The organism is Paenibacillus sp. p3-SID867 (genome assembly GCF_025142895.1).
Classification (GTDB): domain Bacteria; phylum Bacillota; class Bacilli; order Paenibacillales; family Paenibacillaceae; genus Paenibacillus_AQ.
In genome coordinates this window covers 33,679-57,383 of record NZ_JAMBDM010000005.1, presented here as the reverse complement: position 1 = coordinate 57,383, position 23,705 = coordinate 33,679, and the positions used below count along the sequence as shown (strand labels likewise).

The following is a 23,705-nucleotide window of genomic DNA, read 5'->3' as shown; positions in this document are numbered from 1 at the left end:
TGGGTGAAGACAAGGAGGAGTAAAGCATGCATGAGAAAGGATGGAAAACCAGGCTGTTCGGTCTTGTGAATAACGGACTGCTGCTGATCATCGGTTTGGCAACGATATTTCCGATTTATTATACCGTTATTTTGTCGTTTACCGATCCGGTGGAGTATTATCAACGCAGCCTGATATTATGGCCGCGGGTTTGGACGCTGGATGCTTATAAGCATTTACTCTCCAACGGATTGTTTGTCACCTCGATTTCCGTGAGCGTGTTCCTGGCTACGGTCGGCACGCTGCTCAGTCTGCTTGTTACCGGGGGCTTGGCTTATGCGGTGTCCCGCAAACGCCTGCGGTTTCGCAAGGCGATCATGATTATGATCCTAATTACCTTTCTCTTTACGCCGGGATTGGTGCCGCTGTATTTGGTGGTTCGTAATGTGGGACTCATTGACAGCATCTGGTCGCTTATCCTGCCCAGCTTGACCAGCGCATGGTATGTGCTGCTCATGAAGGGATTCTTCGACAGCATTCCGGAAAGTCTGGAGGAAGCTGCGATGATTGATGGTTCGAATGATATCGGCGTATTCTGGAGAATTATTCTGCCATTGTCGCTGCCGGCGCTGGTCGCTTTCGGATTGTTCTTTGCGGTCGGTTATTGGAATACGTATTTCAACGCACTGATGTTTATTAACGACCAGAAGATGTGGCCGCTGCAAGTATTGCTGCAAAATATGCTTGTGGATCCAACGACGATGGGATCCGGGAGCGGCGGCGGATTCGCCTTCCAAGTGAATCGTCCCGTTCCAACGGAAACGTTGAAGATGGCGGCGGTCGTTATTGCAACCGTGCCGATCATGTTAGTGTATCCATTCCTGCAGAAGCACTTCGCCAAAGGAGCGATGGTAGGCTCTGTCAAGGAATGAATCGATATACGGTTTATCCGACATCATGATCAGTCAGGAGAGAGGTATCATTATAAGGGAGGTCTAATGATGAAAAGAATGGAAACCAAGCCGGGCAAGGCGCTTTTGAAAATGTCGGGGGTGCTGCTCTTGGCAAGCTCGCTCTTGCTTAGCGCATGCGGCAGCCGTGACGGAAGTGCACCGAGCGACAACGGAGGCGGAACAGACAGCAGTGAACCTACAAGCATTACGATACAGACCCTGAATTATGCCACCGAATTCATAGACAACACCAATGCACTATGGAAAGAGCTCGAGAAACGCACCAATACCAAGCTGAATATTACGTGGCTGTCGCCGTCCACGGCCGAAGAGAAGATCAATGTCATGCTTGCATCCGGCGATCTTCCAGAGGTTACTTTCGTGGAGACGCTGCAGAACCCGCAGCTGCAGAAAATGCTGAAGCAGGGGGTTTTCTGGGACCTGACACCGTTCCTTAAAGACTATCCGAATTTGAACCGCGAAGAATTGAAGGAAATGTGGGAAATCACCAAGGTGGATGGCAAGAACATCGTCATTCCTCGTTATTATCCTAGCTATGGCGGCGGAGTGTTCCCGATGATCCGCAAGGACTGGCTGGATGCCCTTCAGCTGGAAACGCCCAAAACGCTGGATGAGTTCCATAACGTGTTAAAGGCGTTTAAGGAAAAGGACCCGAATGGTAATGGACAGGCCGATGAGATTCCATATGCCGCAAATCCGGGGGCTCTCGCCTATATTTATAATATATTTAATGAAACGCAAGGGTCTTGGAAGCTTCAACCCGATAATACCCTGACTCCGATTATGACGTCGGACGAGTCTAGGGAGGCCATGTTGTGGATCAAAAAGGCATATGATGAGGGCTTGTTCCCCAAAGACTTCGCTATCATGAAGTTCTCGCAGGTAATGGATACGATGCGAAGCGCCAAGGCAGGGGTAGGGGGCATGTCCATGAACCATGCCTGGGTGACCGGCGAAGCCGTGAAGGGCGTTGATCCCAAGGCGGATCTCATGCCGCTTGCTTACTTGGAGAATGCAAACGGGGTGAAGTATACGCCTTCAGGATCGCCTTATTATGGAGTATACCTGATTCCGAAGAAAGTGCCGGAGGCGAAAGTGAAGAAAATCCTCGAGTTTTTCGACTATGGTTATAGTCAGGAAGGCAATGAAATGTTGACCTACGGAATCGAAGGTGTCCATTACAATGTGGAGAACGGGAAGAAGGTTGCTACGCCGCAGGCTGCCGTTGATAAGACGGGTGACGGCAACTTGAACAATATGATTCACCTCGTCAGCGACGATATGGCTATCAGCGCGGTAGGGATGCCGGATGAAGTATATGAGCGGAACGTAGAGATCGTCACAGAGCGTAAGACGGTCAAGGTTCCGAACCCTTCGGGAGAGCTGTATTCGGAAGCCTACAATAAATACTACCCCGAGCTTTCCAAGAAAGTGGATGATATGCGGGTCATGGTCATCACGGGCAAAGAACCGGTTGAATCGTACGATAAACTGATCGAAACAATCAAGAGTGATCCGAAGATGAAGGAAATTACAGACGAGATGTCAAAGGCATATCAGGAGAAATATGTTAAATAAGTACGTTAATTAAGTACGTTAAATAATGGAACCAAAGAACCACAATGCTGCGGTTGGCATTGTGGTTTTTTGGCGTGAATAACAGAAATAAGCCCCTCCATGTCATATTTCTGATGTCTAATATTGAACATCCTATAATTTTACATTAAAGCATAAAATATTACATGAGGGGAGGATATAAAGTCATGGAAACGAAGGAAGGCATAAAGTTTAGTATCGAGCAAGAACGGCATAAGCTTCATAAGATGAAGCAGCGGTATCGTGATTTTAATCATCCTAAAGTCCTCAGACAATCGATCGTGCTTGATGAGTTGATTAATCAATATAACCGATTTCTTCTTAAAGAGAACAAGCCGATTGCCTAAGCAACCGACTTGAACTGCATGAAGATTCTTTTTTATAGACGGTAAAGTCTCGCGGCGTTCTCATATAAAATCCTGCGGGCTTCAAGTATGGACAGCCCCTTAAGCTCAGCCCATGCCGAAGCCACAGAAGCCGTCAACCGAGGATGGGTCATTTGTCCGGTGAATGGACCTTCGAACGGCCAAGGTCCATCGGTTTCGGTCATGACGAGATGATCCGGATACCTACTTGCCATAGCACGAATTTCTTCCTCATAGAGGATGTCGGGCGTAAAGGAAATATAGTATCCATTATTTTCCATCCGATGTAAGGTGTCACGGGAGCCCTTAGACCAATGAAAATGGGCACGAGTGATGCCGTATTTTTCGAGCAAATCACATGCGATATCCGCATCTTCATATACAGCGTGCAGATTCACCGGTTTATGATGCTTCTTAGCAAAAGCTATAAATTGCTCCAACAGATAGGCGTAAGGGCGGTTATCCCAGGGTCGGCCTTCCGATTCAGCCTCCAGCCTGGCGTAATAGGGGAGACCCACCTCTCCTACGGCAACCATCTCATCGGCATGCTCTGCCATCCAATCCAGCAGCTCTTCGGTTTCGTCAGAGGAAGGGAGGGGCTGCTCCGGATGATAACCGAAAGCCGGCCGCACCATCGGTCCGTACTGCCGGGCCAGCTCCAGGTTTCGCTTGCAGGAAACCAGATGCATGGAGACAGAGATGACGGATTGAACCTCATGATGGCGGATATCCGCGAGAATCGCTTGTTGATCGGATAACGCATAACTGTCTAGATGAATATGAGTGTCGATCAGGGGGGAATTCGCTTCACTCTGCATGAATGATTTCATCGTTACATCACCTCGCTTGTAAGCTTCCACGAAGCGCTTTGCCCATCATGGATGTATGTATTGCGCTGGCCTTCATCGGTCAGCGCTTGTGCTGTTCTTCCCGCATGATGGCGGAAATTTCGGTTTTTAATGCGATGAAGGACGGATCCATCAGGATGTTTTCGGGACGCGGACGGGAGAAAGGGACTTCTACCCGTTTCAAGATGGTTCCGGGCCGTGCTGACAGGATATAGATGCTGTCCGAGAGGAGCAGCGCCTCCTCGATATGGTGGGTAATCATCAGCACCGAACGGCGCGTATCCTCCCAGATATCGAGCAGCCAGCGCTGCATATCACTGCGCGTTAACGCATCCAATGCACTGAACGGTTCGTCCAGGCACATAACTTCCTGCGGACTCATCAGTGCGCGCAGAAAAGCTGCCCGCTGCTGCATTCCTCCAGAGAGGGTGTGCGGATATGCCTTTTCGAAGCCGCTGAGTCCGGCACGTTCCATCCAGCTGCGGGCATGTTCCCTGGCAGTGGCTTTCGAGGTGCCTCGCAGCTCTTCGGGAAGGAGCACATTGTCCTCCACCGTACGCCAAGGGAACAGGGCCGGCTGTTGAGGCATATAGGCGATGCGGCCTTTTTCCCCGGTCACGTCCTTACCATCCATGAGGACAGAGCCCGCATCCGGAGCTGTTAACCCCCCAATGATATGGAAGAGGGTGCTCTTTCCGCTGCCTGAAGGACCGATCAAGGAGACGAATTCCCCGGGCTGTACTTGAAGCGAAAGGCCATCCAGCACATGCACTTCGCTGCGCCGGTCGCGGAAGGTTTTTCGAAGGCTGCGAACCTCGAGGGCAGGTGAGGTTGAGACCGGCGCAGCCGACGGGTCAGCTCCGTCCTGGACCGTCAGGGGTACTTGATGTGTCATATCGACAAATGGCCTCCTATCATATAAGATTCGAAACATCTATTCACGGGGACTCAACCTTTTCGATTCCAGCGGATGAGCCGCTTCTCCAGCAAAGTGATCAGCAGCACCATCAGCAGGCTGAGCAGGACGATGACCAGGATGGCAACAAACACCCGATCCGTGCGGTAGCCGGATTTTTGCAGCATCATGTAGTAGCCGATTCCCCGGTCCGAGCCGATCCATTCCCCGATAACCGCACCCATGACCGAATAGGTAGCCGCAATTCGAATCCCGGAGAAGATGGAGGGAAGGGCATGTGGCAGCTCCAGCTTGCTGAAAATTTGCCATGAGGTAGCCCCCGCCATCTGCATGTAATTCATCATGGTTCGGTCAGTACGGGTCAGTCCGTCCAGGGCCGCAACAGCGACGGGGAAGAAGCAGACCAGCGTAATCACGATAACCTTGGGCAGCATGCCGAAGCCGAACCAAATCATGAGAAGCGGGGCTAGGGCGATTGTCGGCACATTCTGGCTAAGAATAAGAAGCGGATAAAGAGCGGTTTTGAGAAAAGGCACCATGTGCAGTGCCAGCGAGATGACTAGACCGATCGCCGTACCGATCATAAATCCGACCAGGGTTAATTGCAGGGTAGCCGCTGTATGCTGGAAGAGACCGGAAGCTCCGGTAACGGCCTCATGCCCGATGGCCGTCGGCGCAGGCAGAATAAAAGGTTCAATGTCGAATATGGATACTGCGGCCTGCCATACCACCAAAAAGAAGAGGACCGCCACAACGGGCGGCCAAACCGAACTCCACCAGCTTCTCATGGACGGTATTTCTCAGTCAGCTTATCCATGCTGATGCCGCTGGGGTGATGGGCGATTTTGACTTGGGATATGATGCTGAGACTTCCCGCATTCACCAGCGCTTCATGCATGCGCTCCACGATTTTGAGCAGCTCGGCGAGCTCACCTTCCATGGTCGTTTCGAGTGCATGAACCTCGTATTTCACGCCTGATTCCTGAATGACCTTAATCGCTTCATCTACATAAGGGATGCTGTCGGCCCCGTTTGGCGTTCTCGGTATCACTTGAATGCTCAAAAGTGTATTCGCCATGTAAACTCATCCTTTCGTGCAAGCTATATTGTAATGGAAGAGAGAGGGGCAGCCTGCCGTAAATGCCGTCTCTCTTCTTTTTAAATAGAAATAACCTTATGGCTGCTCCGGTAAAAAATCATTGGTGAATGCGCGGTCCGCATCAAGTTCCTTCTCCAGCAGCTTGCGCTCAAACATCCAGTCGGCATATCCTGACCATACTTCGGCTTTCTGCTCGCCCCAGCGGGATGCATCATCCTGATAACGGGGGCTCAGCCATTTCTGGCTGGCGAGAACCAGTTCGGCATCCAAGTCAGGAACCGCCTTCGTAAGCAGAGCTGCCGCATCTTCAGGATGTTGAATCGCATAGTCGTATCCTTTTGAAGTCGCCCGCATGAACGCTTTGATAAGCTCAGGGTCCTCCTGGATCAGCTTCTCGTTCGTCACGATTACCGGTGTGTAATAATCAAGCTGCTCGGAGTAGTCCTTCACATAAATCATGTCAAGCGGTTCATTGCGAAGCTCGGCTTCAATCCCCGTCCAAGCATAGAAGATCCAGGCAAAATCAATGTCGCGTTTGACGGCCGTAAAATAATCGGCATCGCCCATATTGACCATATTCACCTTGCTGACATCGGCGCCATCGATCTCCATGATGGATTTCATGACGGCTTCCTCCACAGGTGAGCCCCAGCCGCCATAGGATTTTCCTTCAAAATCGCCTGCCTTCACGATGCCTTTGTCCTTGGGGGCGGCAAAGCCGGACGTATTATGCTGAATGATCGCTGCAATGGAAACGAGCGGCAATCCTTGGGTTCTGGCCAGTGTTACGCCTTCCTGATAACTGATGCCAAACGGCACTTTTCCGGATGCGACCAGCGTATCCGTTCCGCCTGCTCCCGGCTGGACGATCTGGACATTAAGCCCTTCTTCCTCATAATACCCAAGCTCCTTCGCTGCATACAGGCCGGTGTGATTCGTATTGGCGGACCAATCGAGCATCAGCTGCACGTCACGGAGTTTCCCGGAAGTCTGACTGCCTTCGCCTTCGGCACCTGTCTTCTTGTTCTGTTCGCTTGTACCGCATCCGGACGCGACCATAAGCAGGACGCAAGCGAGAAGCAGCGGAATCCATCTTCCCTTCTTCATCGTTTCTTCTCTCCTTTAAGTTCTCTTTCTATTACCTCGCAACTCCACACAAAAAACGCCCTGATGATATCAGGACGCATGACGGCGTAAGTGTATACCACGGCAAATAAATAGCTGCCGCAAACATGGGCTTCCTACGCTGGCATTACCCAGATCAGGTGTAAGGGTCAGTATCATATCGGATACACTCTCAGCCGGCCATATCCCAGCTCCCCCGGTATTTATGAAGTTTCGATCATTACATCCGCTATTATAGTCCTAACACACCAGACCTGTCTAGTTCGAAGAGGTACGAACGGGGCAGGTCTTTGCTTAGAATACTTATGCAATGGGAAACATTAATTGATCCTATGAACCTTTCACGAGATAAAGTATTTGAAAAAGGCTGCTACGTGGAGGTTAGCGCTGGAAGAACTCAATCCATTCCCCTTCGGGACCATGTACGAAGAAATAACGGAAACCATTCGGGAGCGTCACGATTTCCTCGTCCAAGTGAGGAACGTCAAGTCCTTGAACCCGGGCATATTCCTCTTCAATGTTATCCGTGCTGACGGCGAAATGATGAACGGTGCCCTCCGCTGGCAGCGTGTCGCTGTATCCCTGAATAAGCTCGACTTCCGTCTCGTTGCTGCCGTTAAACCCGAGGAACGCCAGCTGGATGACGCCATTCGTATGGGTCAGGCGATTCTTTAGTTCTAGTCCGACTACGGATGTATAGAAGGCGATTGTAGCTTCTAGGTCCCGGACAACAATACCGACATGATCTAAGCGTTTCTGTGACATGGTTCAACACCCTTTCCGATCTATATGAGATATGACTGAAATGTTATCACATAATCCCTATACGTCAAGTGGGAGTTGTGTTCATGCAGGGGCTGATAAAGATGATTTTTCTTTCATTTCCTCATCTTTACTTTTGAGTGGGTAAAAAGTATCATGAGAAATAGAAAGATTAATTCAAAAGACCTAACATATGAAAGTGATCCAGCTTACCTTTTGGCCGAGGAGGAATGCTTATGAGTCCAACTCCAGCAGATCATCTGTGGATTCGACTCGCCATGATATATGCATTCATTCAGATCATGATTGCTCTGTGGATGCCTGAGGCTTTATCGCTTCAGCGTGTTCTAGTCATTATTCCTCCTGCAGCCGCCTCCGTTTATTTAATGCGGATTAGTCGGCGTTATGAGGTTCATCTTCGCAGATTTTGGCTTATTGTGAGTCTCGGATTAATGGGGGATGCAGCGGCACGAATCATTCACGCTTGTTATGTTTGGTTTGGAAAAGAGAGCGCTTTCTCTCCGATCCTAACCCACTTATTCTGGGGACTTGAACTCATTTTGTTCGCAAGTTCTCTCATTTATTTATTCCGGCATGTTCAAGGATCGTTTCGGGGACTCCGGTTTATGCTGGATATCGTGATTGTTGGCATAGCCGTCATGACAGTAGGGTGGGAATATTTCATCAAGCCTGAGCTTCAGGGGCTGGCCCATGAGGCAGTATGGGGAAACCTTTGGGTGGACATGCTGTATCCCCTGTGCGCAATAGTACTTATTTTTTTTACGCTGGTATTGTATTTTAATACCGGACTGTTAGGGAAAAGGGCGGCCATTCTGTTATGTCTTGGCGGAAGCGCTTATATTGCCGGAGATGTCCTGTACATCTATCTCGTTGATCTGATGGGTATCGAGGTTCGTTCCTATCTGTATCCACTCTATACGATATCGGTATTAATCATTAGTTTCGCAGGTGCGCAGTCCGCTCCTAATTCCCGTAAACCATCCGTTGGCGAGCGGGAGCCGCGTTCAGTCGGAAGCCTGATCGTAAGGTACCTGCTTCCCTACAGCGTGCTTGGCGGGATGTTTGCCCTTATGGCGCAGCGGTTTGGAGGGTGGACTGGACTGTTTACCGGCCTTTCCCTGTGCGTGATCCTGATTCTGTTCAGGCAGATTTTAATCCAGTTCGAGAACGATCGCTTGTTTGACCGACTGCATGAGAGTCTGATGCAGAGTGAAGCCCTGGCACATCGTGATGATCTGACGGGGCTGTATAATCGCCGTTATTTTAATGCAAGGCTGGCGAGCTCGCTGAAGGAGGCGGACCGCGCAGGTTCCCGTGTAGGCTTATTGTATATGGATATGAATCGTTTCAAACGAGTCAATGACCGATACGGCCACCGTACCGGCGATTTGTTGATACGAAAGGTTGCAGATCGGCTTCAATCTCTTGAATCCAAGGGAGTTTTGGTTTCTCGTTTAGGAGGAGACGAATTCACCGTTATGATCCATCCGGCTGGTGAGGATCAGGAGCTGATCTGGATGGCGGAGGAGATTTGGACGTTGCTTAGCGAGCCGTATGAATTGGAAGGGCATGAAGTCCGAACCACGCCGAGTATCGGCATTGCAGTTTATCCGGATCATGCCAGAAATGATCAGGAGCTGATTGGCCGCGCCGATGCCGCGATGTATGCGGCGAAGGAACGGAACGCCCCTTGGCATTTTGATGTGGAGCGGACGATGCTGCTGCAGCTTTTGGATCAAAAGGTTGAGTAGATCAAGCATGACCATCGTATTGACAATACGTTGTTAAAAGCAATATAAGTCGATTTTTGTAGAATTTGGTGTAATCATTGTACGAATCTTGCGCATTTCTCTTAAAATAGGTCATAACTTCGATATAAAATCCATAAAATGCAAAGAAATCATATTCAAAATGCCGATAAGAAGCATAGTGAGAGCTAGCTTGCCAAGGAGGACGAACATGATTTGCGACAATTGCAGCACCTTTGAACCGATTGAGGACCAGGGGACCATTCATATGAAGCCTGCAAGTGGAGAGCTTATTCAGTTGCTGGCAGTGAACGGCTACGCGGTACAAGAGAACAATGAGGGTTGTGCTGTAAACTACAAGGTACGTGCGGACCTGATCTCCATGATGAAGTGTCTGCAGCCCCTTCCGCTGAAGATTCGTCAAGAGCTGTCCTTCTGTGTTACCGGTGGAGAAGCTCCGCAAATCCGGCATTCGTGGACCCCTATGCAGAAGTTCGAACTGCAGATGGAGCATTACGATATGGTAAGTATCATTTTACATAAGCAGTTTACGAGCTTTATGCAGCCCATCGTGGATTCATCCGAGCAGATCGTTGCCTACGAATTTCTCCTTCGTCCGGTAGAGTGGGGAGTCAGGTTCCAGCCGTATGAGCTGTTTGAGACAGCCCGTAAAACCGGATTGCATGCATTCCTGGACCGGGCGGCACGAACCAGTGCCATTGAGACCAGTGCCGAGTGGCTTCCTATCGGCGTGAAGCGATTCGTGAACTTCCTGCCATCCTCTATATATGATGCGCAGATGTGTCTAAGCCACACCTTTCATACCATAGACAGGCTCCATCTGGATCCGAGGGATTTCGTATTTGAGGTTGTGGAAACCGAGAAGATTGATGATGTCGAGCATTTGCAATCGATTTTCGAGGTGTATCGCAGTCATGGAATCTCGGTAGCCATGGATGACGTCGGTGCAGGTTATTCTACATTGGAGCAGATGATTAAGCTTAAGCCGGATTATGTAAAGATCGACCGGAGTCTGATCGACCATTGCGATCGTAACCCCGCGCAGCAGGAGCAGCTCAAAATGATCACGAACAAGGCTCATGATTTTGGGGCCATGGTGCTGGCTGAAGGCATTGAGAGACGGGAGGAGTTTCATTTTTGCCGAGATATCGGGATTGAGCTCTCGCAGGGGTATTTGTTTGGGAAGCCATCTGAACGGCCTCCGCGTGATCCTCATTCTCAACTCATTTATTCATAGCATACATAATCGGTATTTCCCCCGCCATCGGGATGCGGAGCTTTGCATCTGATTGTCACAGCCTTTGGCTGAGTTCAGACAATATAGATGCTTGGCGTGGATGAAAACGGGCCCTTTAAGAAGGAGCAATGCTGCCTGAAGGAGCCCGTTTTCTGTAAAAACAAGAGCCCTGGAATGTTCTCCAGGGCTCTTGTTTTTATATAACTCGGTAGTTTTTATTAGACGTATGCCTGTTATCTTGCGGCTTGGACCTCTCCAAATCCGTCGATGCTGTACTCCTTACCATTCACGTTCAGGACAGCCGGCGTATCCGTTTCGTTGACGATGATGGTTTCCTTGCCTTTGACGTTGACCTTCAGGCGGGAACCGCGGAACATCACCTTGAAGGAGAAGGAAGACCAGTGACCTGGAATGAATGGATTCAAATGCAATACGCCGTCCTTCACGCGCAAGCCGCCGAAGCCATGCACAACGGACATCCAGGTTCCCGCCATACTGGTTGTATGACAGCCGTCCTCGGTATCGTTGTTGTAGTTGTCCAGATCCAGGCGAGCTGTACGAAGGTACATCTCGTACGCCTTCTCCTGGTACCCAAGCTCGCACGCGAGAATGGAGTGTACGCAAGGCGAGAGAGAGGACTCATGCACCGTGAACGGTTCATAGAAGTCGAAGTTGCGTTTTTTCGTAGCCAAGTCGTACTGGTCGCCAAGGAAGAACAATCCTTGCAGCACGTCAGCCTGCTTAATGTACACCGAGCGCAGAATGCGGTCCCAGGACCAGTTCTGATTCAGGGGCAGGTGGGCTGGATCCAATTCTTTCACAGGGACAAGCTCCTTGTTGAGGAATCCGTCCTGCTGCAGGAATACGCCGAGCTCCTCATTGACCGGGTAGTACATTTTGCTGATGATATCCTGCCATTTGGTCGTTTCGACATCCTGCAGCCCCAGCTTCGCCGTAAGCTCGGCATAGCGGGAATTCTCGTTCTCTTTCAAATATTCGAGCACGTCAAGCGTGTATTCCATCGTCCAGCTGGCAATGCGGTTAGTATACCAGTTGTTGTTGACGTTGTTCTCGTACTCGTTCGGACCGGTGACCCCGAGCATCATATACTGATCCTTCGCCGGCACGTAATTCACGCGCTCTTCCCAGAAGCGGGAAATTTCGACGAGCACTTCCAGGCCGTATTGGCCGAGGTAAGAGAAGTCCCCGGTATAGTTTACATAGTTATAGATGGCATAGGCAATCGCGCCGTTACGATGGATTTCTTCAAACGTAATTTCCCACTCGTTATGGCACTCCTCGCCGTTCATCGTCACCATAGGATAGAGGGCGCCTTTGGTAAAGCCGAGCTTCTTGGCGTTTTCCTTCGCTTTTTCCAGGTGTTTATAACGATAGATCAGCAGGTTGCGCGAAATGCTGGCGTCCGCGGTGCTCAGGTAGAACGGCAGGCAATAAGCCTCGGTATCCCAGTAGGTGCTGCCGCCGTATTTTTCCCCGGTGAAGCCCTTCGGCCCGATGTTCAGACGGTCGTCTTCGCCGCTGTAGGTTTGGTTCAGCTGGAAGATGTTGAAGCGGATCGCTTGCTGGGCCGCCACATCCCCTTCAATGACGATATCGCTTTCCTTCCATTTGTCGCCCCACGCATCCGCCTGCTCCTTCAGCAGCATCTCAAATCCGGTTTCGACCGCCGGCTCCAGCACAGCACGTGCAGCATCCACCAATTCGCCGAATCCATGATTGCGGGATGTGACGTTGGCTACATATTTATAGATGGTGATGGCTTCACCTTCGGACACGGATACATTTACGCGGTTGGCCGCATACTTCTCTTTTTCCACCAGTTCGGCCTGAAGATCCAGCTTCGCGCCGTTCTTAAGAATGCTATATGACATGACGGAGGTCACATGAAAATCGAGTTTCTTGGTCTTTACGGTCAATGCGGCCGAGCCTTGCGCAGCTTCCTTGAATACCTCCAGCCAGAACTTCTCGTCATAGTTGGAGTCTTTGTTCTTCACATCGCCATCGAGATAAGGCGTGACCGTAAGCTCTCCAGCAAAATTAAGCGGAGTTACGGCATATCGAATGGCGCCGATCTCGTGGCGAACAATGCTGACAAAACGGACAGCTTCAACCTTGAGCTCCTTGCCGTTTTCCATGACGGCGATAAAGCTGCGGGAGAGGAAGCCTTCTTTCATATTCAGCTCGCGCACAAAATCCTTCACCGTGCATTTGGCCAGATCAAGCGGCGTCCCGTCGATTTCAATGCCGATGCCAATCCAGTTGGTGCTGTTCAGCACTTTGGCAAAATATTCGGGATAACCGTTCTTCCACCAGCCTACACGGGTTTTATCCGGATAATACACGCCGGCCATATAACTGCCTTGCAGGGAGGAACCGCTGTAGGATTCCTCGAAGTTGGCGCGCTGGCCCATAAATCCGTTACCGATACTGAAGATACTCTCCGAGATCTCATGCGTGTGAGGATCAAAGCCCTCCTCAATAATTGACCATTCATCAAGCTTTAAATATTGTTTCACAATCATCGGCTCCTTTGTTTTTAGGAAAAATGGTTGCAGATCTATATGGGATGAAACTACCGGATGCCGTAAGCATGTGTCGCAATTCGCTTACAACTCCAGCAGACGATCCACCGTAAATCCTTCCAGGGAGGGAAGAACGATGTTGGCGCGCCCCAAGGTTTCAGGCGATCCGATGCCGACGCTCCGCATTCCCGCGCGGATGGCGGCTTCGATGCCGGCCTCTGCATCCTCGAATACGACGCAGTCGTCAGGCCGGGCGCCAAGCTCTCGGGCTCCCAGCGTAAATACCTCGGGATCCGGTTTCGCTTGGGCAGTCTTCGTTCCATCGATGATAGCGTCGAAGTAGGGAGTCAGGCCGGTATTGTTGAGGATCAGCATCGCGTTCTTGCTGGCGGAGCCCAGCGCAACCTTGATGCCGCGGTCCTTCAGCGCTTGGATAAATTCGCGGGCTCCAGGCAAAATCTCGGATTCGTCCATGTTGGAAATATACTCGACATACCAAGCATTCTTCTTCTCGGCTAGCGCCAGCTTCGCGTCTTCATCGAGCGTGATTCCGCCAACCTCAAGCAGAATATCGAGGGAAGCCATGCGGCTTACCCCCTTCAGGCGTTCATTGTCCTGCTCCGTAAATTCAAAGCCCAGCTCTCCGGCAAGACGCTTCCAGGCAATGTAGTGATACTTGGCGGTATCCACCAGCACGCCGTCAAGATCAAATAAACAAGCGGTTAGGTTTGACATGATCATCCTCCTTAATGAATTAGTGCAAACGTTTGAACCAAGCTGCAAAAATAAAGGAAGCACCACGATGCTTCTTTATTTTGATAATACTTCGTGTATTCCGCCATGCTTATCCAAACCTTATGATTTCGGCAGCGAAAACATCGAGGATTCGCGGATCATCAACCGGTGCGGAATGATATAGCGGTGCGGTAGTATCGTGTTGTCATCGTTACGAATGGTCTGGATCAGCGCTTGCGAAGCGGTGTAACCCAGGTTGTAAATACCGATGTCCACACTGCTCAGCGGCGGGGTCGATAGTTCGGTCAATGAGATGTTATTGAAACTGATAATGGACACATCTTCGGGAACCTTATACCCCAGCTCGTGCAGTCCTCTCAGCACGCCGAAGGATACAATATCGTCAACAATAACAAGCGCCGTCGGACGTTCAGGCAAGTTCATGAAAAAGGACATGGCGCGATAGCCGCTCTCCTGAAGGAACTCGCCTTCGACAATCCATTCTTTTCTCATCTCCAGACCGGCATCGGCAAGCGCTTTGCCATAGCCTTTCATCCTGTCCTGAGAGACGATCAGGTTAGGCGGGCCGCTGACAAAGCCGATCCGTTGATGTCCAAGGGAGATCAGATGCTTGGTTGCATCATAGGCAGCCTGCACATTATCGGTATCGACGGATAACAGATCCGGGTATTTCTCGCTCCGGCCGACAAGCACGAACGGATAGTTGTTGGACTTGAGAAAATCGACAACCTGATCGTCCTGCCTGGAGTACAGCAAAATGGCGCCGTCGACGCGGCGACCGTTAAGCAGCCGGGATACGGCCTCGACTTCTTCCTTCTCGTTGCCGCCCGAACTGAGAACGACGTCGTATCCGGAGCGGTTCGCTTGGGTGACGATCCCGCGGATCAGTTCCATGAAGAATAAGTTGAGGAACAATTCTTCCGCAGGTTTCGGCAGAATCACGCATATGCTTTCCGTCGTTTTGGAAACCAGGCTCTTGGCCATAATATTGGGATGGTAGCCCATTTCCTCCATGATCTCTTTCACTTTCCGCGAGGTTTCGCGGCTGATCCTAGGATGATTGGAAAGCACCCGTGAGACGGTGGAGGGGGATACGCCCGCTCGTTTTGCGACATCTTTAATCGTTACAGACATAATAGGACCTCCAGTGGAACCGTTTGCGTTTTTTTGAAAATAAGAAAGCGACTACTGGAGTTCTCTCTAATTTCAGAAGAGTAACTTCCGCTAATCGCGGACCGTTCTTCTTTATTTAATTGTGGGTCTGTCAGGCCCTGTGTATACATGATACCTATTGATTTAAAGCCATATTGATCCGGTTTGTTAAACGGTTTCACACTGCTATATTAACGTTAATCGATAGGCTTGTAAATACGTATCCAAGTCAGTCCAGCGCAAATATTTCACAAATACATCAAAAAAGAAGAAAGGATTAGAAAATGGGAGAAAGTGCGGTATTATAGTCAGAAAAACCCGGAAAACAACTTAAAACGGCGTTGTGCAAACGATTTAACAAAACCAAGAAGTAAGTTATGATATGGATGGATAAAAACGAGTCGTCATCTACGAAAGAAGATGAATTTTAAGTTGGACCACGAAATGTAACCGTTTTACTGGAAAAAAAATCATGAAATTGAATACAAACGTTTGCGCTATTCTAAGATTGTTGTAGGGACCCTTTTGAATAGAGAAGTGCAGCAACTGGATGAATTTCAGCTGCCGCAATGAACAGGAGGTAAACAACGTGATGCGTTCTACTTGGGGAAAATGCAGGGCTCTGCCTATATGGCTCGCTGTCTTTGCGCTTACGGGAAGTCTGCTGGCAGGCTGCAGCGGCACAGCGGCTCCATCGCAAGAGGAGGCTAAGCCGCCGGCAGCCCCGGAAACAAAACAGCCGGATCCGAAAGCGCCCGAAGCAATGGAGACAGCGGAGGTGGATGAGCAGCCCTCCGACGTCTATTATGAGATCTTTGTACGCTCATTCTATGATTCCGATGGGGATGGGATCGGTGACTTACAAGGCGTCATTGAGAAGCTGGATTATCTGAATGACGGAAATCCGGAGACTTCAGAGGATCTTGGCGTGACGGGGATTTGGCTGATGCCGATTAATCCTTCGCCGAGCTATCACGGCTATGATGTGACCAACTATCGTTCCATCCACCCGGACTACGGAACCCTTGATGACTTTAAGACGCTGCTTGCCGAAGCGGATAAGCGCGGAATCAAGATTATTATGGATTTGGTAGTTAATCACACAAGCACGGAGCATGCCTGGTTTCAGCAGGCTGCAAAAGACAAGGCTTCGGCAACCCGCGATTGGTACATATGGGCCGAGGATCAAGGTAGGACTCCTTCAGGAGCCAGCGCCGCAGGCAGCGACTCGCCATGGCATGAGATCAATGGGGCCCATTACATGGGCACGTTCTGGGGCGGGATGCCAGACCTGAACTTCGATCACCCCAAGGTCCGCGAGGAGATGAAGGATATCGGGAAGTTCTGGCTGGAGCTCGGCGTCGACGGATTCCGGATCGATGCAGCCAAACATATTTATGAGGATCTGATGTCCGATAAAGGCGAAGCGACAACGGCTAAGAATACAGCATGGTGGCAGGAATTCCGCGCGAGCATGAATGAGGTGAATCCGGACGCTTATATTGTCGGGGAGATTTGGGATAATTCCGCTGCGGTCATTGCGCCGTATCTGGATAACGCGTTTGATTCCGGGTTCAACTTTAGCCTGGGCGAGAGCATCATCGGTGCCGCGATGAATGAAAAGGATAACAATCTGGCCTTCACCCTGGAGCGGATGTATGGTTTGTTCAGCCAAGTATCAGGCGGCAAGTTTACGGATGCCGCGTTCTTGACGAATCATGACATGAACCGTGTCATGTCGCAGCTGAAGGACGATAAGAACCACGCCAAGATGGCCGCCGGCATTCTGCTGACCATGCCGGGCAATCCGTTTATTTATTACGGAGAAGAGATCGGGATGAAGGGAGCGAAGCCGGACGAACAAATCCGCGAACCGATGATCTGGTCCAATACGGGCAGCGATAAGGGGCAGACAACCTGGGAGCCGCTTAAGCATAACCGCGGCGATCAGGTGCAGGGTGTGGAGCAGCAGGCGGGAGATCCGGATTCTCTGCTGTCCCGTTACCGCACGCTGATCCGCTGGCGGAATGATGTGCCTGCGCTGAACAGCGGAACGATTGAATCCTTTGCTTCCGGCAATGGGCAGGTGATGGCTTATATCCGCCGTTCCCAAGACAACAAAGCCCTTGTTGTCCATAACCTGTCAAGCGAAGAGCAGACGGTCGATTTGGCAGCAAAGAGCGGGGAATCACCATTCCAATCCTTGTCGAAAACAACGGATGATAGAGCGGCATTAGACGGCAAAGGCTTAACATTGCCTCCTTATACAACCGTCATATTAGAGTAGGCAGCTGCTTCTCTATTGAATGGAACACAAAAAGACCGCGAGCTCCCTTGGAAGGAGGGGTACTCTCGGTCTTTTTGCCGTTTAGGATGCCTTCGCATGAGCCTGGAAGGCCTAGATGTCTAGCCTTGAAACTGCCGTAAATATCTGGCTGTTAGGGAATGCGGGTTATTCAGCAGATCGGCCGGTTTGCCGGAGAACAGGACATTCCCGCCGTCATGTCCCGCGCCGGGTCCCATGTCAATAATCCAATCCGCTTGGCTGATGATATCCAGGTTATGCTCAATCACAATGACCGTGCTGTTCTGAGCGACAAGTCGGTTGATGATGGACATAAGCCGCTCACAGTCGGAAAGGTGAAGGCCAGTCGAAGGTTCATCGAGCACATAAATTTCACCTTGCTTATCAAGCTCTGCTGCCAGCTTTACCCGCTGCCGTTCCCCTCCCGATAGCGTGCTTAAGGGCTGGCCGAGCGTCAAGTAACCCAGTCCAACATGCTGTATGCGCTGAAGCGATGCCACGATACCCTGTTCCGTGAAATAATCCAGCGCTTCGTCGGTGGTCATGGCGAGCACGTCACTGATGTTTTTACCGCGAAGTTGATAGCCCAGAACGTCATCATGAAAGCGGCGGCCCCGGCAGGCTTCGCAAACCGTAACCAGGCTGTCCATAAAAGCCAGATCCATCGTAATCGTGCCGGAGCCGTTACACACCGGACAAGCCCCCTTGGCATTAAAGCTGAACAGGGATGGACTTACCCGATTCTCGTCGGCGAACAGCTTGCGGATGGCATCAAAAATGCCAGTAAACGTCGCGATATTGGAGCGGTTGGACGCCTGGATCATATCCTGGTTAATAATGATGGCCTCCGGATAAACGTCCGGCAGCACCTGGTTAATGAGCGTGCTTTTGCCTGACCCGGCAACGCCTGTTACCACGGTCAGCACCCCGGCCGGAATGCTCACGGATACCTGCTTCAGATTGTGAAGGGAGGCGTCTTTGATGCGCAGCCATCCGGCCGGCTCCCGGACCGCGGACTTTAAGCGGGCGCGTTGACTGAGATATTTACCTGTCAGGGTGTTGGCGTGCCGCAACCCTTCCGGGTCCCCCTCATACACGATCGTACCGCCGGCGCTGCCTGCTCGCGGCCCCATATCTACAATATGATCGGCAATCCGGATGACGTCCGGATCATGCTCCACGATGATGACTGTATTTCCCTTATCCCGAAGCTGTTGCAGCAGGCGGTTCATGTTATGCACATCGTGCGGATGCAGGCCAATGCTGGGCTCGTCAAAAATATACGTTAAATCCGTCAAGCTGCTCCCCAGCTGGCGCACCATTTTGATGCGCTGGGACTCGCCTCCGGACAGTGTTGCGGTTTCCCGGTCCATCGTCAGGTAACCGATCCCGACCAGAAGCAGCTGCTCCAGCCGAGTGATGCAGGTTCCCACGACGGTTGCTGCCGCAGGATCCTCGATCGTCTGCAAAAAAGCGATCAGCTCATTGACCTGCATCCGTGCACAGTCGGCGATGGATGTGCCGTTGATTTTGCAGGAGAGCACCTCCTGATTCAGTCTCCCGCCATGGCATAACGGGCAGGCAGTCTCAGCCACCACTTGATCAATAGCTTCCCTGTACGTCCTCGCATCCCGTGAATCCTTGCTCAGGAACGTCCGCTCCAACCGGGGAATAATGCCTTCATAATACGAGGTGGGCGGCCATTCCTCCGTTGGGTTGGGTGGTTTAAAACCGGTTTTGTACAGCAGCGTGTCCCATTCTTCCTCGGTGTAATCCTTCAGTTTCTTATCATTATCAAACAGGCCTGTGGCGACATAACGCTTCCAGCGGAACTCCCCCGGGCGGAACGTTGGGAACCGGATGGGGCCTTCGTTCAGCGATTTCTCCTTGTCGATCAAGTTCTCGATCCGAAAGCTGTTCACTTTGCCCAGTCCCTCACAATGGGGGCACATGCCTTGAGGGTTGTTAAAGGAAAAGACGTCCGAATATCCGACAAAGGGCCGGCCTATTCGGGAGAATAACAAGCGTAGCAAGGAATGGATATCGGTGATGGTTCCCACGGTTGAACGGGCATTGCCGCCGATTCTTTTCTGATTGACGACGATGGCCACCGACAGGTTTTCAACCGAATCCACCTCCGGCTGTCCGTAATGGGGGAGGCGATGGCGGATAAAGCTGGAATACGTCTCATTCAGCTGACGCTGGGATTCCGCGGCAATCGTATCGAAGACCATGGCGGATTTGCCGGAACCGGACACACCGGTGAACACCGTGATTTGTTTTTTGGGGATCGAGAGGCTCACGTTACGCAGGTTTTTGTTGCGGGCACCATTAACCTTGATGGCCTGTTCCATAGGGTTGCACATCATGAGGGCTCCTTTCTTGTATCGTTTTGACCTGGACACAGCAATAGCATATCTTATAAACATGACAATTATTGTCTAGTTATAACGTGTGAGGTGGGTATTATGTCAAAAGCGAAACAGCTTATGGATGTCATCATGTATGTCAATGCCAAAAGGAGCTTTACCGCTCAGGAAGTGGCCGATGAATTCGGCGTTTCCGTTCGCACGGCGCACCGGTATCTAACCGAGATCAGCGACATGGGCGTTCCCTTATATACGGAGCAAGGGCGGCACGGGGGATACCGTACATTGAAGAGCCGCGTTCTTCCGCCGATCCTGTTCGATGAAGATGAAGTGTTTGCTATATTTTTTGCTTTTCAAGCCTTGAAGCGTTATACCTCGTTGCCGTTTGAGCTGAATATCGGCTCTGCCTCCCGCAAGCTGCTGGCCGGATTTCCGAAGGATACCAAAATGATGATCAGCCGCCTGGAATCGGTGCTGACATTCTGGAGTCCAAGCAGAACCGCAGGGTCCCCTTATCTAAAAGACGTCATTGAAGCCGCTCTTCATCAGCGGGCTATACGGATCAGCTATCGTTCCAAATCGGGCACGAGAGACCGGGAAGTGCTGCCGATCGGCGTTTATGCCCAGGATGGTTTATGGTATATGCCCGCGGTGGAGCATGGGAAGGAAGGGGTGCGCCTGTTCCGCATGGACCGAATGGAATCCTTAGCACTGACCGATAACACCTATGAGGCGGACATTAGCATGCAAGAATGGCTCGAGGATTACCCCATTCGGGAGCCGGTTCGATTGTATGCAGAGCTGACTAGGGAAGGGGCGAGACAGTGCGAGAGCATTCCGTGGCTGGAGAACGAGGTAGCCATGCAAGATGAGCACCGGGGCATTGTGGATACAACCATCGATCGCAATGATCTTGAGTATGTCGCTCAAATCTTCCTGCGTCTGGGTACGGAAGCGAAAGTCATTGAACCTCCGGAGATCGTTAATATGCTGAGGGAAAAGGCAAGGCAGCTGAGCTTGCATTACGGATTGCCGGATTAGCGAATCAGATGCCTGCACGCCGGGTATCCCATGATACAATGACAAATGATGGATCAATGTATACCTACATAGATAAGGGAGTCTTTTTTTTGGCTTGAAGGATCTAAGGAGCTCCTTCTAAGGGGATATGATTATTTGCACGAGAAAGGAAGATGGATCATGAGCGCATGCATTCTATATATCGAGGATGACCGGGAGATCGGCGGATGGGTCAGTGAGTTTCTCAAGGACAAGGGGTATGAGGTGCGGTGGCTGCTCAGCGGAGAGAAGGCCGTAGGGGAAGCAGCTTCGTGTGCGGTCGTTGTTCTGGATGTTATGCTTCCAGGACTAGACGGCTTTACAGTCGGGCAGCGTCTCAAAAAGGCTTATCCCGGACTTCCCATCCTGATGCTGTCGGCTCGAACCTCCATTGACGATAAGCTGCAGGGGCTTGAGTTCGCCGATGATTACTTGACGAAGCCCTTCCACCCGGACGAGCTGGCTGCCCGTCTCGAGGTGCTTCTGCGTCGATCCGTCGTCAAATCCGCGGAGCCCATGAGAGTGAAGCACTTATCGGTATACGAAGCCGAGAATCGGATTGTGAACGAGGATACCGGCGAGGAGACGCTGCTGACCGGTAAACAGCATCAAATTTTCATGTACCTGCTCCAGCACCAGGGGCGTGTCATGACCAAGGAGCAAATATATGAGTCGGTCTGGGGAGAGTCATATATCGAAGGGGATAAGACGCTGATGGTCCATATCCGGTATCTGCGCGAGAAGCTGGAGCGGGATCCCGCCAACCCGGAGATTATTGAGACGGTCCGCGGGCTTGGTTATCGGGTGAGAGCATGAGATGGAGAAAGAAGCAGGGAAGGTTCCGCAATTCACTGACCAACCGGTATTTGCTGTTGATTTTGATGGCGATGATCTTCATGCCGATCATGTTTCCGTTAGCGTCGATTTTTTACTGGTTCGTGAACGATACCTTCTCGGACCGTCCGCCGACCCCTGCAGGAAAATATACCAGCGGTGCCGCGTTAGAGAGAATGTGGCACGAGGAAGCAGCCGGATTAAGCGGAGCTTCACCGGAGGCCATTAAGCAGAAGCTGAATTCGATACGGCAGGAGTATCCGGAGATCTCCATGTTCTGGGTGGATGGCGGCAATGAGACCAGGCTGCAGCTGCCGGTGCAGCCTAACCTGCCCGAGGTATGGAGCGCGCTCTATACCGTGCAATTTATGAAAAACTCCAGGGATAGCGACCCGTTCACTTCCGTGGCTTTTATCGGGGGAGAGGGATCGGGAGAAGGATTCATGGTCATGCAGCTGCCGAGAAAATACCTGAATGTCCAGCAGCCCATTGCGAGCGAAACGGCGCTGTACGGGGTGTTCACGGCATCGATGTCCGGCCTGTTCATTCTGGTCTCCTGGCTGTTCTTCGTGCGTATTCGCAAGCGGCTGCTGCGGCTTCGTACTGCTATGAAGTCGTCCCATACGGTGACGGGCATACCGCAGCCGGTTACGTTAACCAAGTATGACGAGATTGGGCAGCTGGAAGAGGGCTATAACGATATGGTCATCCAGTTGGAAGAGGGGCAACGCCGCCAGCGCGAGGAAGAAGAGCTGCGCAAATCCCTGATCGCCAATCTGTCTCATGATCTGAGAACCCCCCTGACGGTGATTCGAAGCCATATTTTCTCCATGGAACGGGAGCCGCTGAGCCCGAAGGGGAAAGAATCGCTGACACTCATTGAATCGAAAATCGCGGATTTAGGCGGTCTGATCGACAACCTGTTGTCCTACAACCTGCTCACCAGCGGCAGAGTGCAGCTGAGCATGGAGCCAACCGACGTTCTGCGAATCGTCAAGGAAAGCGCGGCGGCCTGGTATCCCGTGTGGGAGAAGGAGGGAATCGAACCCGATATCCAGGTGCGCGACGAGCCGCTCAGCTGGAACGTGGACGTGCTGTGGTTCAGACGACTTCTTGATAATCTGTTTCAAAATGTCGTCCGCCACGCCAAATCCGGGCAGTACATCGGAATACATACCGAGGAGAGAGAAGGGCTTGAGGGCGTGCTTGTCATTTCGGATCACGGACCTGGAATCGAAAGCGACTCCGGCAACAAGGGCACAGGTATCGGCCTGGCCATCGTGGATCACCTGACAAGGGAAATGGGGCTTGGATGCCATGTGGTAAGCTCGGATGAGGGAACGAGGATCAGCATCTGGAAGCGGTGAGGAATCAGGGAGTGCATGCTGGCGAAGAGCGAGATCGTTTCTAGCGGGAGTTATATGCAATTCAAGTAACCTACCTCAGTTACGAGCAGTAAGGCTAGTATGTGAAGGATTTAAACCATCCAAGTAGTTTTTAGAAAGTTATTTCGAACCGTCGGATATATGAGAAGGAACCGGAATTTGCCGGTTCCTTTTTTGGTTGCGGAATATACCTAAGCGTGCGTGTTCTGAGGCAATCTTGGAATGGCTGTCGACCCTATGTGATTTAAAAAGTGACGGGGTAGGCATTTTTGGTTTAAGGTACGATGATTGTACTCTCAAGTTTAAACGGTGAACTTCTACGTGTACACCAGCGGAGGGGACGGAATCGTTGCTGGAGAAGCGAAGCGGTCGCCTTTAAATCCGGGAAACCACCCTTGGGCAAATTCCAGTTTCCTGGATTTAACAGCGATCGGGAGAACGATCCGGCACCGGAGCGGCCTTAGCTGCGCGAAGCTACTCTAGCTCTTTTCACGAAGTCATTCCTATCTGCACGAAGCTCCAGCGACAGAGATCCACGAAAATTCCCACGATGGTGGCAGCCACTCCGAAACCGTTTGGATAGCCTGCCAGCTTTTTTAAAGTAAATTTAA

At 51.2% G+C, this 23,705-nt stretch carries 20 protein-coding genes and 1 riboswitch; of the genes, 10 read left to right on the top strand and 10 right to left on the bottom strand.

Annotated features, from left to right (window positions below):
- Nucleotides 1-26 precede the first annotated feature (26 nt).
- The 3 genes from M4D81_RS12025 (at nt 27) to M4D81_RS12015 (ending at nt 2,896) form a co-directional block, all read left to right on the top strand.
- The gene (locus M4D81_RS12025) at nt 27-911 is read left to right on the top strand and encodes a carbohydrate ABC transporter permease (RefSeq protein WP_071222199.1); all 885 of its coding nucleotides are present in this window, start codon (nt 27-29) and stop codon (nt 909-911) included.
- A 66-nt stretch (nt 912-977) separates the two neighbouring features.
- On the top strand, nt 978-2,531 hold the full coding sequence (locus M4D81_RS12020; RefSeq protein WP_083397711.1) for an extracellular solute-binding protein: 1,554 nt from the start codon (nt 978-980) through the stop codon (nt 2,529-2,531).
- Nucleotides 2,532-2,716: 185 nt separating this feature from the next.
- On the top strand, nt 2,717-2,896 hold the full coding sequence (locus tag M4D81_RS12015) for an aspartyl-phosphate phosphatase Spo0E family protein (RefSeq protein ID WP_071222198.1): 180 nt from the start codon (nt 2,717-2,719) through the stop codon (nt 2,894-2,896).
- A 32-nt stretch (nt 2,897-2,928) separates the two neighbouring features.
- On the opposite strand, the gene M4D81_RS12010 is transcribed toward M4D81_RS12015, so the two are convergent.
- The 6 genes from M4D81_RS12010 to M4D81_RS11985 form a co-directional block, all read right to left on the bottom strand.
- Nucleotides 2,929-3,744: a TatD family hydrolase gene (locus M4D81_RS12010; RefSeq protein WP_260066475.1), complete on the bottom strand. Its 816-nt coding sequence runs from the start codon at nt 3,742-3,744 to the stop codon at nt 2,929-2,931.
- Nucleotides 3,745-3,823: 79 nt separating this feature from the next.
- A complete protein-coding gene (locus tag M4D81_RS12005) occupies nt 3,824-4,657 on the bottom strand; it encodes an ABC transporter ATP-binding protein (RefSeq protein WP_260066473.1) in 834 nt (277 codons plus the stop codon).
- Nucleotides 4,658-4,710: 53 nt separating this feature from the next.
- A complete protein-coding gene (locus M4D81_RS12000) occupies nt 4,711-5,466 on the bottom strand; it encodes an ABC transporter permease (protein WP_260066472.1) in 756 nt (251 codons plus the stop codon).
- Complete coding sequence (locus tag M4D81_RS11995) at nt 5,463-5,756, bottom strand: thiamine-binding protein (RefSeq protein ID WP_260066471.1); 294 nt, start codon at nt 5,754-5,756, stop codon at nt 5,463-5,465. Before M4D81_RS11995 ends, M4D81_RS12000 begins: the two co-directional genes overlap by 4 nt.
- A 96-nt stretch (nt 5,757-5,852) precedes the next feature.
- A complete protein-coding gene (locus tag M4D81_RS11990) occupies nt 5,853-6,884 on the bottom strand; it encodes an ABC transporter substrate-binding protein (RefSeq protein WP_260066470.1) in 1,032 nt (343 codons plus the stop codon).
- A gap of 114 nt (nt 6,885-6,998) precedes the next feature.
- Nucleotides 6,999-7,110, bottom strand: a riboswitch (TPP riboswitch).
- 173 nt (nt 7,111-7,283) lie between these two features.
- Nucleotides 7,284-7,667 (bottom strand): VOC family protein, encoded by a 384-nt coding sequence (locus M4D81_RS11985; RefSeq protein ID WP_071222193.1) that lies wholly within the window; start codon nt 7,665-7,667, stop codon nt 7,284-7,286.
- Nucleotides 7,668-7,900: 233 nt separating this feature from the next.
- On the opposite strand from M4D81_RS11985, the gene M4D81_RS11980 reads away from it, so the two are divergent.
- The gene (locus tag M4D81_RS11980; protein WP_260066467.1) at nt 7,901-9,436 is read left to right on the top strand and encodes a GGDEF domain-containing protein; all 1,536 of its coding nucleotides are present in this window, start codon (nt 7,901-7,903) and stop codon (nt 9,434-9,436) included.
- A 208-nt stretch (nt 9,437-9,644) separates the two neighbouring features.
- Entirely contained in the window at nt 9,645-10,691 is a 1,047-nt protein-coding gene (locus M4D81_RS11975; protein ID WP_260066465.1) for an EAL domain-containing protein, read from the top strand.
- Between the two features lie 233 nt (nt 10,692-10,924).
- Here the strand turns inward: M4D81_RS11975 and M4D81_RS11970 are convergent, their stop codons facing one another.
- From M4D81_RS11970 to M4D81_RS11960, 3 genes are all read right to left on the bottom strand, one after another.
- The gene (locus M4D81_RS11970; RefSeq protein WP_260066464.1) at nt 10,925-13,228 is read right to left on the bottom strand and encodes a glycoside hydrolase family 65 protein; all 2,304 of its coding nucleotides are present in this window, start codon (nt 13,226-13,228) and stop codon (nt 10,925-10,927) included.
- A gap of 90 nt (nt 13,229-13,318) precedes the next feature.
- Complete coding sequence (gene pgmB / locus M4D81_RS11965; RefSeq protein ID WP_260066462.1) at nt 13,319-13,969, bottom strand: beta-phosphoglucomutase; 651 nt, start codon at nt 13,967-13,969, stop codon at nt 13,319-13,321.
- Between the two features lie 120 nt (nt 13,970-14,089).
- Nucleotides 14,090-15,124 (bottom strand): LacI family DNA-binding transcriptional regulator, encoded by a 1,035-nt coding sequence (locus tag M4D81_RS11960; RefSeq protein ID WP_071222189.1) that lies wholly within the window; start codon nt 15,122-15,124, stop codon nt 14,090-14,092.
- 610 nt (nt 15,125-15,734) lie between these two features.
- On the opposite strand from M4D81_RS11960, the gene M4D81_RS11955 reads away from it, so the two are divergent.
- Complete coding sequence (locus M4D81_RS11955) at nt 15,735-17,429, top strand: alpha-amylase family glycosyl hydrolase (protein ID WP_260066887.1); 1,695 nt, start codon at nt 15,735-15,737, stop codon at nt 17,427-17,429.
- Nucleotides 17,430-17,548: 119 nt separating this feature from the next.
- On the opposite strand, the gene M4D81_RS11950 is transcribed toward M4D81_RS11955, so the two are convergent.
- Complete coding sequence (locus tag M4D81_RS11950; RefSeq protein WP_260066461.1) at nt 17,549-19,816, bottom strand: ATP-binding cassette domain-containing protein; 2,268 nt, start codon at nt 19,814-19,816, stop codon at nt 17,549-17,551.
- A 99-nt stretch (nt 19,817-19,915) separates the two neighbouring features.
- Between M4D81_RS11950 and M4D81_RS11945 the strand changes: the two genes are divergently transcribed.
- From M4D81_RS11945 to M4D81_RS11930, 4 genes are all read left to right on the top strand, one after another.
- Nucleotides 19,916-20,857 carry a helix-turn-helix transcriptional regulator gene (locus M4D81_RS11945; RefSeq protein WP_260066459.1) on the top strand — a complete coding sequence of 314 codons (942 nt, stop codon included), beginning with the start codon at nt 19,916-19,918 and terminating at the stop codon, nt 20,855-20,857.
- Nucleotides 20,858-21,016: 159 nt separating this feature from the next.
- Nucleotides 21,017-21,691 carry a response regulator transcription factor gene (locus M4D81_RS11940; RefSeq protein WP_071222186.1) on the top strand — a complete coding sequence of 225 codons (675 nt, stop codon included), beginning with the start codon at nt 21,017-21,019 and terminating at the stop codon, nt 21,689-21,691.
- The gene (locus M4D81_RS11935; RefSeq protein ID WP_260066456.1) at nt 21,688-23,076 is read left to right on the top strand and encodes a sensor histidine kinase; all 1,389 of its coding nucleotides are present in this window, start codon (nt 21,688-21,690) and stop codon (nt 23,074-23,076) included. Before M4D81_RS11940 ends, M4D81_RS11935 begins: the two co-directional genes overlap by 4 nt.
- Nucleotides 23,077-23,415: 339 nt before the next feature.
- Nucleotides 23,416-23,577 (top strand): hypothetical protein, encoded by a 162-nt coding sequence (locus M4D81_RS11930; protein WP_260066454.1) that lies wholly within the window; start codon nt 23,416-23,418, stop codon nt 23,575-23,577.
- Nucleotides 23,578-23,705 lie beyond the last annotated feature (128 nt).

What these genes read in the sequence shown, in the direction of transcription:
- M4D81_RS12025 (WP_071222199.1), top strand. Translation starts at nt 27, where the DNA reads ATGCATGAGAAAGGATGGAAAACCAGGCTGTTCGGTCTTGTGAATAAC.
- M4D81_RS12020 (WP_083397711.1), top strand. Translation starts at nt 978, where the DNA reads ATGATGAAAAGAATGGAAACCAAGCCGGGCAAGGCGCTTTTGAAAATG.
- M4D81_RS12015 (WP_071222198.1), top strand. Translation starts at nt 2,717, where the DNA reads ATGGAAACGAAGGAAGGCATAAAGTTTAGTATCGAGCAAGAACGGCAT.
- M4D81_RS12010 (WP_260066475.1), bottom strand. Translation starts at nt 3,744, where the DNA reads ATGAAATCATTCATGCAGAGTGAAGCGAATTCCCCCCTGATCGACACT.
- M4D81_RS12005 (WP_260066473.1), bottom strand. Translation starts at nt 4,657, where the DNA reads ATGACACATCAAGTACCCCTGACGGTCCAGGACGGAGCTGACCCGTCG.
- M4D81_RS12000 (WP_260066472.1), bottom strand. Translation starts at nt 5,466, where the DNA reads ATGAGAAGCTGGTGGAGTTCGGTTTGGCCGCCCGTTGTGGCGGTCCTC.
- M4D81_RS11995 (WP_260066471.1), bottom strand. Translation starts at nt 5,756, where the DNA reads ATGGCGAATACACTTTTGAGCATTCAAGTGATACCGAGAACGCCAAAC.
- M4D81_RS11990 (WP_260066470.1), bottom strand. Translation starts at nt 6,884, where the DNA reads ATGAAGAAGGGAAGATGGATTCCGCTGCTTCTCGCTTGCGTCCTGCTT.
- M4D81_RS11985 (WP_071222193.1), bottom strand. Translation starts at nt 7,667, where the DNA reads ATGTCACAGAAACGCTTAGATCATGTCGGTATTGTTGTCCGGGACCTA.
- M4D81_RS11980 (WP_260066467.1), top strand. Translation starts at nt 7,901, where the DNA reads ATGAGTCCAACTCCAGCAGATCATCTGTGGATTCGACTCGCCATGATA.
- M4D81_RS11975 (WP_260066465.1), top strand. Translation starts at nt 9,645, where the DNA reads ATGATTTGCGACAATTGCAGCACCTTTGAACCGATTGAGGACCAGGGG.
- pgmB (WP_260066462.1), bottom strand. Translation starts at nt 13,969, where the DNA reads ATGTCAAACCTAACCGCTTGTTTATTTGATCTTGACGGCGTGCTGGTG.
- M4D81_RS11960 (WP_071222189.1), bottom strand. Translation starts at nt 15,124, where the DNA reads ATGTCTGTAACGATTAAAGATGTCGCAAAACGAGCGGGCGTATCCCCC.
- M4D81_RS11955 (WP_260066887.1), top strand. Translation starts at nt 15,735, where the DNA reads ATGCGTTCTACTTGGGGAAAATGCAGGGCTCTGCCTATATGGCTCGCT.
- M4D81_RS11950 (WP_260066461.1), bottom strand. Translation starts at nt 19,816, where the DNA reads ATGATGTGCAACCCTATGGAACAGGCCATCAAGGTTAATGGTGCCCGC.
- M4D81_RS11945 (WP_260066459.1), top strand. Translation starts at nt 19,916, where the DNA reads ATGTCAAAAGCGAAACAGCTTATGGATGTCATCATGTATGTCAATGCC.
- M4D81_RS11940 (WP_071222186.1), top strand. Translation starts at nt 21,017, where the DNA reads ATGAGCGCATGCATTCTATATATCGAGGATGACCGGGAGATCGGCGGA.
- M4D81_RS11935 (WP_260066456.1), top strand. Translation starts at nt 21,688, where the DNA reads ATGAGATGGAGAAAGAAGCAGGGAAGGTTCCGCAATTCACTGACCAAC.